Below are 13,869 nucleotides of genomic sequence, written 5' to 3'. Positions count from 1 at the left end.
TTGAACTCGTAACTATATCTACCAGTTGACATGAAATAACCCTTTCACTAACTGTCCAGAAAAAGGGGTACATATCAAAATTTGGTACAAAGTGCGGAGTTGTTTGACGCTTTTTGTACGTGTTTTGGGTCAAATTTGGTACAAAGTGCGGAAAAGTTTGACGGATTTTGGTACAAAGTCGGGAAAGTGTTTTTGCTTTTGTTTAGTAGTGTAAACAAGTGTTTATGTCCTCATGCGCAAATAGATTGGAACGCATGGATTCTAATGTACTTCGTATGTCTAAACTGTTCCTTCGTACGCTGCGCGAAGACCCAGCAGACGCGGACGTGACCTCCGCAAAACTCATGCAGCGCGCAGGATACATTCGTAAATCCGCTCCAGGTGTGTGGACGTGGTTGCCGCTAGGTTTAAAGGTACTCAACAAGGTTCAAGCGATTATTCGCGAAGAAATCAACGGTATTGGCGCTCAAGAAGTTCACTTCCCAGCGCTTCTTCCACGTGAGCCTTACGAGGCTACTAATCGTTGGGAAGAGTACGGCGACAACATTTTCCGCCTTAAAGATCGCCATGAGGCTGACTATCTTCTTGCTCCAACGCACGAAGAAGTCTTTACTCTTCTTGTAAAAGACATGTATTCTTCGTACAAGGATTTGCCACTAACCTTGTACCAGATTCAAACTAAGTATCGCGACGAGTTCCGCCCTCGCGCTGGTCTTATTCGCGGCCGCGAGTTTATTATGCAAGACGCTTACTCGTTCTCGATTGACGAAGATGGTTTGAAGTCTGCTTATGTAGAAGAGCGTGCTGCTTATTCGCGCATCTTTGACCGCCTGGGTATTAAATACGTGATTGTTCACGCTGTTTCTGGCCCAATGGGAGGGTCTGATTCCGAGGAATTCCTGGCTCCTATGGCGATTGGCGAAGATACTTTTGCTCTCGCTCCTTCTGGGAAAGCTTGGAATGTTGAGGCTTTGACCACGCCAGAAATGCCAGATGTTGACTACTCTGCAACTCCTGCTATGCAGGTTCTTGATACTCCAAACGCTAAGACGATTGAGGATTTGGTTAAGGTTTCTAACGATTTGCATCCGCGCAAAGACGGACGCGAATGGCAAGCTAGCGACACCTTAAAGAACTTGATTATTGCTGTTAAGCATCCTGCAGATGCAGCTGGCGGCGAGCATGATGAGCCATGGCGAGAAATCGTAGCAATTGGTGTTCCAGGAGATCGCCAAGTAGATATGAAGCGTCTTGAAGCTCAATTTGCTCCAGCAGAAATCGAAGAAGCAACCGAGGATGATTTAAAGGCGCATCCTGAGTTTGTTAAGGGCTATATTGGCGCTGGCGTTTTGGGCCCGCAGGCACGCAAAGATGGCAGCAAAATTGCTTGCCCAGTTCGCTACTTGATTGATGCTCACGTTGCAAAGGGTAGTGAGTGGATTACAGGAGCAGACGAAGAGGGCAAGCACGTTTACAACGCTGTGTACGGCCGCGATTTTGAGGCAGATGGTGTTGTGGAGGCAGCTCTTGTTCGTAGCGGAGACATGAGCCCAGACGGTTCTGGCCCGCTTAGCTTTGAGCGCGGCGTGGAAATTGGCCAGGTGTTCCAGCTTGGATTAAAGTATTCAAAGGCTTTGGGCTTAAGTGTTCTTAACGAAAACGGCAAGTCGGTTCCAGTGTGGATGGGCTGCTACGGCATTGGCGTTAGCCGCGTGATCGCATGCCTCGCAGAAACGCACCACGACGAAGCTGGACTTGCGTGGCCAATGGCAATTGCTCCTGCTCAGGTTCATGTTGTTGCAACAGGCAAAGATCAGGTTGCTTTCGATGCTGCCGAAAAGCTTGTTGAAGAGCTTAGCAAGCAGGGAATCGAAGTAATCTTTGACGACCGTCCAAAGGTTTCTCCAGGCGTAAAGTTTAAGGATGCGGAGCTTGTTGGCGTGCCTCTGGTTGCTGTTGCTGGACGAGACACCGTAAACAATGGCACGATTGAAATCCGCAATCGCAACGGTTCTGCGGTAGAAGCGGTTCCAGTTGATGAGGCAGCGGCTCGCATTGTAGAGCGCGTTCGCGAGCAGTTGTAATCTGCTAACTAAAACAGCTAAAACAATATTGCCGTTGATATAATGCATTGCATATTTGCTATTTTCGTATGTGTGCATTATTTTCAGCGGCAATATTGCTATGAATATCAGCAAAATTTTAAAGAACACTATACTTGAGTCTAATGTTTAATATCATTAGACTTTTCTAAAACTCATTGGCGCCTCCTTCAATGTCGTCGTATTGATTTTCATCTAATTGGCCTCCAAAATCGGTTGTTTCTTCATCTTCTTGAGTAGAAGACTGTGATTTTGAAGACTGTGATTTAGAAGACATTGGGTTCTTGATTGCAAAGTTTTGGTTTTGACCATCTGCGGATTCGTTATAGTCTTTGTTTTTAGACTCTGCATTTACAACGTTTTTGTTTTTTGCATACGAAGTCTTAGTAAATTCACTGATTCCGCGATTTAGGTCGTGTCCGATTGATGTTGCCTCTAGAACCACACGCGATCGGTCTTCTCCATCTTTGTGCCAAGATTCCGTGTTTAAATTTCCGCAAACTACGATTGCGTCTCCTTTATGCACGCTTTTTAGCACGTTTGACGCCAGCGATTTGTAGGCTTTTACGGTCATCCATGTTGTTGGACGCTCCTTCCACGCTTTTTCTTCGCTGTGGTAGTAAGAAGATGTGCTTCCGATTCTAAGTGAGCATGCGGGCGCGTTTTCGTTGCGACTAAAGTTTACTGGGTCACTACCAACGTATCCGCTGATTGTTAATGTTGCTTGTTGCTGTGCCATATTTTTCAACCTTTCAAAAGTTTGGACTGCGACTAATTTAAGTCTCGAAGTTCATCGCGCAAAACCGTGTTGATTATCGTGGCTTTTGGCAAATTCGCCGCAGTAAAATCAACTATGATATATGAAAAATAGTTGTGCAAGATATTTTTATCAATGTGGTTAAAGCCTATGTTTTATACACATTGATAAAAAATCCTTGACAAAATAGGTAAAAGCGAGTAGAGAAAAGCAGACGTTAAGTAGCGCAGATAGTTGAGTAGCGCAGATAGTTGAGTAGCACAGATACTCAAGCGATACAAAAAAGCCTGCTTACGTATTAAACGCTTGCAGGCTTCTATATTTTGATTTATTTTTGACTTACTCGCGATTTATCTGCGACTTACCAAATGTGTACGCGCTCGCTTGAATCGAGCCACATCTCGTCGCCTTCCTTAACATCGAAAGCATCGTAGAACAAGTCAACATTTCGCGCAATGCCGTTAGTGCGGCATTCTGCAGGGGAGTGTGGGTCGATTTGAAGGTATTGCTCCGCAATCTCGTTACGAGACTTAGAGCGCCAGACCAACGCGTAGCTTAAGAAGAATCGCTGCAAAGCAGTGAAACCATCAATCTTAGGAGCGTTTAGCAAAGTTTCGCGAATCGCAGCGTCGCTTCCGTCGATTTCTTGCCCCTTGCTCTTTTGCAAAGCAAAAGCGTAGGCTTTAAGCGCAATAGTTACGCCGCTTAAATCACCAATATTCTCACCGATTGTTAAAGCGCCATTTACGTGAGGCATTGCATCTCGCTCTTCTTTGCTCTTTAAGTGAGAGTATTTAACAATCAGCTGCGTTGGCGTAAACGCATTGTATTGTTCAATAAGCTTTTTAGTGCGCTCAGTAAAGTTGGTCTTGTCTTCTTCTGTCCACCAATTGTTAAGCACGCCGTCGCCGTCGTATTCGCAACCTTGGTCGTCAAAACCGTGGCCGATTTCGTGGCCAATCACGGCACCAATAGCGCCGTAATTGGCTGCGTCTGGAGCGCTCGGGCTAAAGAATGGTGGTTGCAAAATCGCAGCTGGGAACACAATTACGTTAAGTAATGGATCGTAGTAAGCGTTAACGGTTTGCGGAGTCATCTGCCACTCTTCGCGATCCACAGGTTCTCCAGCTTTTGCAGTATACCTACCAAACACAAATCTAGAAACTTCGCGCATATTCTCAATTAAGCCAGCGTCTTCCTTAATATTTAGCGCAGAGTAGTCAATCCAATGATTTGTGTAACCAATATTTGGCTCAAACTTGCTAAGCTTTTCCAAGGCCTTTGCCTTAGTCTCCTCGCCAAGCCAGCTGCTGTGAGAAATTGACTCGCGGTAAGCGTTAATAAGATTGCTAACTAAGCCTTCCATATACTTTTTAGATGACTCAGGGAAGTGCAAGCGCACGTACTCGCGGCCAACTTCTTCGCCGCAAGCATCGTCAACAACTCCGATTGCGCGCTTCCAGCGATCGCGAGGCTTTGTGGCGCCAGAAAGCACTTTGCCGTAGAAGTCGAATCTAGCTCCAGCAAAGTCTTCGCTCAACATGCTTGCCCAGCACAAAATCACGTGCACGCGTGCCCAAAGCTTTAAATCTTCTAAGTCGGCTTCTTGCCAAATTTTATTCAATCCTTCTATAAAGCTTGGCTCGTGAACTATTACTTTGCTAAAAGCTTTGCGAACATTGATTGGCTGATTCTTTGCTTCTTCCGAGTCATCGTAAGCCTTTTGGGCAGCATCCAAGAATGCGTCAAGATTCAGCGCTTCAAGCGTTTTTGCCAAATCCTCATAATTGTAAGGATTATAAGTTTTTTGAGAATCGCGAGTTGCTACGTTATCCCAGTGGTTGCTTGCGATTTGCGTTTCCACCTTCAAAAAGAGCTCGGCAAGTTCCTGGCTAGCGGCAGCATCTGCATACCCAGCCAATCGCAGCAAAGAAGCCACCATTTTTACGTATTCTTCGCGAATTGGAGCGTAACTATCCTCGCGATAGTACGCTTCGTCTGGCAAGCCCAATCCACCCTGCTCAATATGCATAACATTTGTTTTAGGGTCTTTAGGGTCTCCGTAAACACCAAAAGCAAACATTGCATTTGGGCCGCCGTATGGAGTAAGAGCAGCAATAGTGCGAACCAAATCTTCTTTGCTGGCCGCCGCATCAACAGCGTCTAAATCGCCTTTAATTGGCGTAATTCCAGCTTTTTCAATAGCTGCAGTATCCAAATATTTACGGTACAAAGTTTGCGACTTTTTGGCTGGGCAATCTTCGCTTTCTAAAATATCTCGAATTTGCGTCTCTGCATCTTCTGAAAGCTTGTAGAAAGCACCAAACATTGGCTTATCTTCTGGAAGAGTGTAAGTGTCAATCCATGGACCGTTTACGTAGCGGAATAAATCGTCTTGTGGTCGAATAACTGAAGAGAAGGAAGCTGGGTCAAAATTTACAGCGGAAATTTCTTTCTGCGTTTCTTTGTTATTAATTTCATTGTTATTAGGCATGTGCCTAGATTACAAGTATTAAGCGACATCATTAGCTAGTATTTTCGCCATATTTTGCGCTATTTTCGTGCCTGCGCGTTAGTCTTAAATCATGATTGAACTTAAAACTCCATCCGAGATTGAAGCTATGAAGCCTGCGGGTCGCTTCGTTGGTAGTATTCTTAAAGACTTAAAAGCAATGACAAAAGTTGGCACAAATCTTCTTGAGATTGATGACTTTGTTCGCCAACGCATTATGAGCCGTAAAGGTGCGTCTTCTTGCTATGTTGACTATGCTCCCGATTTTGGAACTGGTCCTTTTGCGCACTACATTTGCACGTCTGTAAACGATGCAGTTCTTCACGGAGTTCCATACGATTACAACCTTAAAGACGGTGATTTGTTGACTCTTGACTTGGCGATTAACGTTGACGGATGGGTTGGAGATTCTGCTGTTAGCTTTGTGGTTGGAAAGCATGCGGACCCTGAGGATTTGCGCTTGATTAAGTGCACTGAGGAAGCTTTGGAGGCTGGAATTAACATGGCTCAGCCTGGAAACCGCCTTGGCGATATCTCTGCAGCTGTTGGTTGCGTTGCTCACGAGTATGGCTACAGCGTAAATCTTGAGTTTGGCGGCCATGGAGTTGGCCATATTATGCATGGCGATCCTCACGTTCCTAACGATGGCACTGCTCACCACGGCTACAAGCTTCGCCCAGGCTTGGTTATTGCAATTGAGCCATGGTTCTTAAAGACTACTGACGAGATTTATCAAGATCCAAAAGATGGTTGGACTCTTCGCTCTGCTGATGGTTCTCGCGGCGCTCACAGCGAGCATACGATTGCAATTACGGAGAATGGCCCAGAGATTTTGACCGTACGCTAGACTTATAAATAGTTGATTTTGTAAGTATTTTGCAAGTAGTAATTGCGTAAAACAAGTATATAAAGAGGTACTTTAAGTAAATGGCGGAATTTGATTTTGCCCAAGCGTTAAATGATGTTGAAGCAAAGTATTCTTCGATTTCTAAAGCAATAGATGTAGATTCGTTGAAGTCTACGATTGCAGATTTAGAAAAGCAGGCTGCTGAGCCTGGACTTTGGGATGATTCTGAGCATGCTCAGCAAGTTACGAGTAAGCTTTCTGCAGCTCAGTCTCAGCTAAAGCGTTTGCAAGCTGTAGATCAGCGCATTGAAGACGCTAAGACTTTGATTGAGCTTGGCCAAGAAGAAGGCGATGCTGATTCAATGAATGAAGCTCAAGAGGAGCTTGGCTCTATTGCTCACGAGTTGGACGATATGGAAGTTCAGACTCTTCTTGACGGCGAATACGACGCGCGTGCGGCCGTTGTTACAATTCGTTCGGGCGCAGGCGGCGTGGACGCGGCTGATTTTGCGCAAATGCTACTTAGAATGTACTTGCGTTGGGCAGAGCGAAATGGCTACAAAACTAAGATGATGGACACATCTTATGCGGAAGAAGCTGGTATTAAATCCGCCACTTTCCAAGTGGATGCCCCATACGCGTATGGCCGTCTTTCTGTAGAAGGCGGAACGCACAGAATGGTTCGTATTTCGCCATTCGACAATCAAGGCAGGCGTCAAACTGGCTTTAGTGCTGTTGAAGTAATCCCACTTGTTGAAGCTACGGATCATATTGATATTCCAGATTCCGACATTCGCGTGGATACTTTCCAAGCTTCAGGACCTGGAGGCCAGGGTGTAAATACCACGTATTCTGCGGTTCGTATTACGCATTTACCAACTGGCTTGGTTGTTTCTATGCAAGATGAGCGCAGTCAGATTCAAAATCGCGCTGCAGCAATGGCAGTTTTGCAATCTCGTTTGCTTGTGTTAAAGCATGCGGAGGAAGCTGCAAAGAAGAAGGAGCTTGCTGGAGATATTAAGGCAAGTTGGGGAGACCAGATGCGTTCCTACGTGCTTCACCCGTACCAGATGGTTAAGGATTTGCGCACAGGCTACGAGACTTCGCAAACTCAGGCTGTTTTTGATGGAGATATTGACGGCTTTATTGAAGCTGGTATTCGCTGGAGGCATGAGCAAAGAGTTGCTGCAAAACACTCATAGCTTGCTCTTAAGTTGCTTTGACTTTTGTAAAGCGCGTAAAATCAAAAACAATCTATAAAATAGTAAAAAGTAAAGCATATCGTTCAATAGTTCGTAAAGGAAAATGCAGAATATGTCTCTGATTTCGCTAGAACATGTGTCGAAGATTTATCCTAAGGGCACGCGTCCTGCTTTGGACGATATTTCTTTAGAAGTTAATCGTGCTGACTTTGTGTTTCTTGTTGGAGCGTCTGGCTCTGGCAAAACCACTCTTTTAAGTTTGCTGTTGCGCGAAGAGGAAGCAACTAAGGGCGAGATTCACGTTGCTGGCAATGACTTGCGCCGCCTTGTAAATCGCCAGGTTCCGCAGTATAGAAGGTCTCTTGGCTTTATTTTCCAGGATTATAAGCTGCTAAACAATAAAACTGTGTATCAGAATGTGGCTTTTGCGCTAGAGGTTATTGGAACGAGTCGCTCTACAATTAAGTCGCTTGTTCCGCGCGTTTTGGAGACGGTTGGGTTAACGGGAAAAGAAAATAATTATCCGCACGAGCTTTCTGGCGGCGAGGCTCAGCGAGTTGCCATTGCGCGCGCGTACGTTAATCATCCGCAAATTCTTCTTGCAGATGAGCCTACCGGAAACTTGGATCCTACAACTTCGCTTGGAATTATGGAAGTTTTGGACGCCATTAATCGCACGGGTACAACAATTGTTATGGCTACGCATAACGAAGAGATTGTTAACTCTATGCGCAAGCGCGTTGTGGAGCTTCACGCTGGAAAGATTGTTCGAGATGAGCGCGAGGGTTCTTACGATTCTGCGCTTTACTTCCCAGATGCCGATGTTGAGCAAAAATCGAAGGCTCAGCAGGCTGTAGAAGGCGACTCCATTAGTGCGGCTGTTTCTTCGGCAAATGGTGATTCTAGCAATGACTCTAATGATGGCTCTAATGGCGTCTCTAACGCTGCAAATAGCGAAAACTCATCTGCAAACGCAGGCGATTTAGAGGAGTCGCAAGAAAATTATCGCTTTATGTCTAAACGTGCAAAGCGTGCTGCTCAAGCAAAACAGGCCATGGATGCTGTTGCTCAAACTCTGCAAAATGGCTCCGAAGACAACGAGGGCATTGCTCGTCTTGCGCAATCGGTTCATTCTGGCAGAACAGGTAGATATGGCGAGGTTTTCCAGCCTCTAGAAACCACTATGACTTGGGGACGTGGACTTTCGATTCCGCCTGCTCCTCCTGCGCAAAAGTCGGCAGATAAGGCAGATGGCGCGGATAACGCGGATAAGGTCGATAACGCAGATAACGCGAGTAACGCGGATAGTGCTGATAAGGCCGATAAGGTCGATAACACGGATAACACGGATAACACGAGTAACGCTGGTAACGCTGGTAACGCAGATAGCGCAGATAACAGCGAAAATCTTAAGAACGAAGGAGACGAGTAATGCGATTAAGGTTTATATTCTCCGAAACGTGTATTAGCCTACGCAGAAACGTTTCTATGATTATTTCGGTAATGCTCGTTACCTTTATATCGTTCTTGTTTATAGGCGCATCCGTTCTTATGCAGGCGCAAATCACAAAAGCTAAGGGCGATTGGTACGACAAAGTGGAAGTGGTTGCGTGGCTTTGCCCAGATGGCACAAGTCAGGCAGCGTCTTGCGCTTCTGGAAAAGCTCCAACAAAGAGCGAAATCGTAAAGTTAGAAAACATTATTAACCAAGAACTTGGCTCAGACGTTTCAAACATAACTTACGTTAGTAGAAGCGAGTTTTACAAGAACACTTTTCTTAAGCAATATCCTAATGGCTTATATCAAGGGCGTACTTTAACCGCTGCCGATATGCAGGATTCTTTGCGATTAAAGCTTACAAATCCAACAAAATATCAAGTTGTTTCCGAAGTTCTTTCTGGGCGTGATGGCGTAGAAGAAGTTGTAGACCAAAGGCAGATTTTTGACCCTGTGTTTAGTGTTTTAAATCATGCAACAGCTGTAACTATTGTGCTTGCTGCAGTAATGGTTGTTGTTGCGATTATGCTTACAGGAACTACAATTCGCATGTCTGCAGCCTCTAGAAAGCAAGAAACAGAGATTATGCGACTTGTGGGCGCTTCTAATTGGACGATTCGTATGCCGTTTATTTTAGAGGGCGCTTTTGCTTCCCTTATAGGATCTTTGCTTTCGGGGTGCGCCCTTAGCATTGTTGTTAAAGTGTTTATTACGGATTGGCTTGCGCAAAACGTTCGCTGGATGCCGTTTGTTAATCAGGCTACTGTTTGGATGACTGTTCCAGCGCTAGTTCTGGGGGCTGTTTTGCTTTCGATAGTCGCCTCCGCGTTTGCTCTTAGACGCTATTTGCAGGCGTAAATAATCTTAAATAATAAGTGTTGTAAAGCTTAAGATTAGTTTGAAACGCTTACGCTCAGTAGGATTTTCAATGTATAATTCGCATTAGTGCTTGTAAAGGTTTGAAAGGAAAACATGTTGGGTAGCAAGTTGGAAAGCAAATTGAGTAGCAAAAGATGTTATTTTTACTATTCTAAACGCGTAGCTGTTAGTGCAATTGCGCTAAGCGTTATTATGCTTTCTACGGTTGCTACTTTGATTGCATACAAGCCTTTGCGTGCCGATGCGGTAACAATGCAAGACTATAACCGAAAAGTGCAAAGTAATGCGGCGCTTAAAAAGCAGCTGGCTGGTGTTAGTAAGCAACTTGCAGATAAGATTTTAGAGCTTAATGATTTAAACGAACATAAAATTCCAAACCAGATTCGAGCTACTCAGCAGGCTCAAGATCAAGCTCAGCAGGCCATGAGTCTTGTGGAGTCTACAAATCAGCGTTTGCAGTCTGCTCAAAAAGATAAGCGCGATTTGGAAGAAAAGATTAAAAAAACTGGCGAAGATTTTGACGATGCAAAGGCTGCTGTGGCTGCGCTTGCTAGAAAAAGTTTCCACGGCTCAAATGCTTCTAACGTAATGGCAATGGTTACTAATTCAACAACAACCGAGCAGTTTGTTGGTAAACTTCAGTCTGAGGCTGCAGTTGCACGCAGTGAGGCGAATGCTGCTAACGATGCAGCTGTTACTTTGAGCAACTCAATGAATAGGCGCCAGCGTTTGGCTGCTATAGAAACCGCGATTGAAAAGTTAAAGCAAAAAGCTCAAGATCAGGCTCAGAGCGCGCAGGCTGCTGCTAAGGCTGCTCTAGATAAGCAGCGTTCTTTGCAGGCTTTGCGAGACCAGGGAAGTGCTCTTAGAAAGCAGTTGGAAAGCCAAAAGAGCAGTCTTACTTCTCGCGCAGCTAGAGAGGCTGCGGAAATTGTTGAGTTAAAATCTCAAATCGACGCTCAAGCTAGGGCTTTGGCTGCTACGGCTGCTGCAAGAATGAACCCTAACGCTAATCGCCAGCAAATGCGTGGCGGCGGGTGGAGCGCTCCTAATTTGCCAGCTTTGCCTCTTTCTAATGGCGCTGCGAATGGAATGAATTACACGGTTCCTGGAAACTGTGCGGCGGGTTCGGGCAATTGCTATGGCCACAATACTGGAAACACGGTTGGCGGCTCTGCGTACCCTGCTCGCCAGTGCACACTTTGGGCGTATATGCGTAGATCGCAGCTTGGATTGCCTGTTGGATCGTTTATGGGAAACGGCGCGGAATGGGCGAATTCTGGTCGAAAGCTAGGATATTTGGTAAATCGCACTCCGCATGTTGGCGCTATTATGGTGTTTAGTAGGGGTGCTGCTGGATCCGACCCTACGTACGGCCACGTTGCTGTTGTTGAGCGTGTAAACTCCGACGGCTCTGTGCTTATATCCGAAGGTGGCGTTGGTTTTGCAACGTTCCCATCTTATAGAACAATTCCTAATGCAGGAAACTACGAGTACGTACATTATTAGAGTTTATTAAACGCTTTTTTGCGGAGGGCATTTTGGATAAAAAACCTGGTTCAGATGGCACTTTAACTGTTGCAAGAAATAAAAAAGCAAATCACGACTACGCGATTGAAGATTGCTACGAAGCGGGCATTGCTCTTACTGGAACCGAAGTTAAGTCTTTACGAGAAGGCAGAGCTTCTTTAGCCGAGGCTTTTGTAAACATTGATAGGCGTGGCGAGATTTGGCTAGAAGGCGCAAATATTCCAGAATATCTAAATGGAACGTGGAATAATCATGCCCCTAAGCGTAAGCGCAAGCTGCTTCTTCACGCGGTTCAAATTGCTAAGCTTTCTAGGCAGATTGAAGCTAAGGGCTATACGATTGTGCCTTTGAGGATTTATTTTAAAGGTAGCTACGCTAAAGTTGAGATTGCTCTGGCGCGAGGCAAAAAAGAGTACGATAAGCGGCAGGCGTTGCGCGAAGAACAAGATAAGCGCGAGGCTTTGCGAGCTATGCGATACAAAAATATGCAATCTAGGTGATTCGCCGTTTTGCTCAACATTTTCGGTAAGTTTTTCCCGATTTTGTTGCACGACACGCTGATTTGAACAACATTCTCGGTAAAACTTTCCCGATTTTGTAGCTGATTTTGCCGTGTTGAACAACATTTTCGGGAAAATCTTGCGCTTTTTGTTGCGCGACACGCCGTATATTATTCATTTTTGTGAATAATATACGGCTTTTGATTTTCTGATTCGTTATTTTTTGCTGATTTATGGCGTATTTATGTATGGCAATTTATGAATATGCAGTTTTTGCATTTTAATAATCGCAATTTAGTAGGGATATCGTGTATAGTTATGCATATCACTGTAAATTATAAGTTATTGATTGTTTAAGACTGAAGGATTGAATAGGAGAAGAAAATGACTAACAGCAACACAATCTTTAAATCAATTAAGCCAATTGCAGCAATTGCAACCCTTGCATTGATTGGATGCACATGCGCATGCGGCCCTGCCGATTCTAAAGCAGCAGACCCAGATGTGGCACGCGGCTACGATGTAAGCAAAGTTCAAAAAGACGATGAGATTGCAAAGTTGGTTCCAGAAAGCGTTGCAAAAACTGGCGAACTAACTGTTGGCGTAAATGTTAGCTATGCTCCTGCAGAATTCTTTGCTGCCGATGGCAAAACCCCAGTCGGTTACGAAATTGATTTTTCTAAGGCGCTAGCAAAGTTGATGGGCTTAAAGGCTAAGATTATGCATGCTCAGTTTGATTCCATTATTCCAGCAATCGGAAGCAAGTATAACGTTGGAATCTCTGGCTTTACCGTAAATGCTGAGCGCATGAAGTCCGTTGATTTTGTAACGTACGCAAATGCTGGTTTATCTTTTGAAGTTCGTAAAGGCAATCCAACTAAGGTGGATCCAAAGAATCTTTGCGGTAAAAAAGTTACATTAGAAACTGGCACTGTTGGCGAACCAATCATGGAAGAAGCCAAGAAGCAGTGCGCTGCAAATAACGATAAGCCGCTAGAAATCATGAGCTTTAAGGATCAAACAGATGCCACTACAGCTTTGCTTTCTGGCCGCGCAGACGTTATGTATGCAGATACTCCTGTGGCTGGTTACGCTGCAATAAAGAATAGCGGAAAGCTTGAGATTCTAGAAAGCAGCAACGACGCTGAGCCAATGGGCGCAGCTGTTAAAAAGGGCGATGCTAAAATGCTAAAGCTTATTAAGGCTGCAATCGATAAGCTTATGAAGAATGGCGTTTACAAAGACATTCTTAAAAAGTGGGGTGTTGAAAACGTTGCCATTAAAGAATCGCAAGTAAACCCAGAAGTCTGATTTTAAATTTGGCGTGCGTTTATAGCTATTAGCATAGGTAAATCGCACGCCTTATTTGTTTATCTGCCTATGTGTTTGCCTATGCATCTTCCTATGTATTTGCATTGATTTTCTACGCATTGCACACGTGTTAATTAGTAATCTACAACCCAAAGCTTTAATGGAGAAAGTATGTTTAACAATTTAAGTAAGAAGCATTTACAAAATTCGCCTAGCGGCGAGAGCGTTTTGCCAGTCAAAAATCCTGGACCAATCGTGGCTGGCGTAATCGTAGCAATAATCGCATGCTCGCTTCTTTACTCAATAGTCACCAATCCGCGATTTGAGTGGGATGTTGTTGGAATTTATCTTATAAGCAATAACGTTCTTGCTGGTATTGCTTGGACTCTTATACTCACATTCTTGTCTATGATTATTGCAATCGTTCTTGCTATAGGATTGGCTATGATGCGCAAGAGTGTTAATCCTGTTTTGCGGGCTGTGAGTTGGTTCTTTATTTGGTTTTTCCGTGGTACGCCTGTTTATACTCAGCTTGTTTTTTGGGGTATGTTTGCTGTTCTTGTTCCTAAGTTGAGTATGGGTATTCCGTTTACGTCTGTTGAGTTTTTCTCGATTGATTCTAATGTTGTTATGACTTCTTTGAATGCTGCTGTTATTGGCTTGTCTCTTAATGAGGCTGCGTATTTGTCGGAGATTGTTCGTGCTGGCTTGGAGGCTGTGGATGCTGGTCAG

The 13,869-nt window shown here is 44.6% G+C and carries 11 protein-coding genes; 9 read left to right on the top strand and 2 right to left on the bottom strand.

The features are described from left to right. Window positions 1-254 precede the first annotated feature (254 nt). Window positions 255-2,084, top strand: a complete 1,830-nt coding sequence (locus tag QP420_RS06330) for a proline--tRNA ligase (protein WP_481616881.1) — start codon at window positions 255-257, stop codon at window positions 2,082-2,084. Window positions 2,085-2,250: 166 nt separating this feature from the next. On the opposite strand, the gene QP420_RS06325 is transcribed toward QP420_RS06330, so the two are convergent. Both QP420_RS06325 and QP420_RS06320 read right to left on the bottom strand, forming a co-directional pair. Beyond that, entirely contained in the window at window positions 2,251-2,841 is a 591-nt protein-coding gene (locus QP420_RS06325; protein WP_481616880.1) for a single-stranded DNA-binding protein, read from the bottom strand. 379 nt (window positions 2,842-3,220) lie between these two features. Continuing rightward, complete coding sequence (locus tag QP420_RS06320; RefSeq protein ID WP_481616879.1) at window positions 3,221-5,353, bottom strand: M13 family metallopeptidase; 2,133 nt, start codon at window positions 5,351-5,353, stop codon at window positions 3,221-3,223. 91 nt (window positions 5,354-5,444) lie between these two features. Between QP420_RS06320 and map the strand changes: the two genes are divergently transcribed. The 8 genes from map to QP420_RS06280 form a co-directional block, all read left to right on the top strand. Continuing rightward, window positions 5,445-6,218: a type I methionyl aminopeptidase gene (gene map / locus QP420_RS06315; protein WP_060787237.1), complete on the top strand. Its 774-nt coding sequence runs from the start codon at window positions 5,445-5,447 to the stop codon at window positions 6,216-6,218. Window positions 6,219-6,298: 80 nt separating this feature from the next. Next, window positions 6,299-7,420 (top strand): peptide chain release factor 2, encoded by a 1,122-nt coding sequence (gene prfB, locus QP420_RS06310; protein ID WP_060787238.1) that lies wholly within the window; start codon window positions 6,299-6,301, stop codon window positions 7,418-7,420. A 112-nt stretch (window positions 7,421-7,532) separates the two neighbouring features. Further along, window positions 7,533-8,852: a cell division ATP-binding protein FtsE gene (gene ftsE / locus QP420_RS06305; RefSeq protein ID WP_481616882.1), complete on the top strand. Its 1,320-nt coding sequence runs from the start codon at window positions 7,533-7,535 to the stop codon at window positions 8,850-8,852. After that, the gene (gene ftsX / locus QP420_RS06300) at window positions 8,852-9,775 is read left to right on the top strand and encodes a permease-like cell division protein FtsX (RefSeq protein ID WP_060787240.1); all 924 of its coding nucleotides are present in this window, start codon (window positions 8,852-8,854) and stop codon (window positions 9,773-9,775) included. The genes ftsE and ftsX overlap by 1 nt, the downstream gene beginning before the upstream one ends. Before the next feature lie 141 nt (window positions 9,776-9,916). Next, complete coding sequence (locus QP420_RS06295; RefSeq protein ID WP_415695593.1) at window positions 9,917-11,305, top strand: CHAP domain-containing protein; 1,389 nt, start codon at window positions 9,917-9,919, stop codon at window positions 11,303-11,305. Window positions 11,306-11,337: 32 nt separating this feature from the next. Next, window positions 11,338-11,826, top strand: a complete 489-nt coding sequence (gene smpB, locus QP420_RS06290) for an SsrA-binding protein SmpB (protein WP_004130644.1) — start codon at window positions 11,338-11,340, stop codon at window positions 11,824-11,826. Between the two features lie 384 nt (window positions 11,827-12,210). Further along, the gene (locus QP420_RS06285; protein ID WP_481616878.1) at window positions 12,211-13,137 is read left to right on the top strand and encodes an ABC transporter substrate-binding protein; all 927 of its coding nucleotides are present in this window, start codon (window positions 12,211-12,213) and stop codon (window positions 13,135-13,137) included. 171 nt (window positions 13,138-13,308) lie between these two features. Beyond that, window positions 13,309-13,869, top strand: a 561-nt coding sequence (locus tag QP420_RS06280; RefSeq protein ID WP_481616877.1) for an ABC transporter permease subunit, incomplete at its 3' end; no start/stop codon positions are given.

It is taken from the genome of Bifidobacterium sp. UMB1197 (assembly GCF_030217745.1).
GTDB classification, from domain to species: domain Bacteria; phylum Actinomycetota; class Actinomycetes; order Actinomycetales; family Bifidobacteriaceae; genus Bifidobacterium; species Bifidobacterium vaginale_B.
Note: the sequence above shows the minus strand (reverse complement) of the source record. Positions and strands in the feature narration are given on the sequence as shown.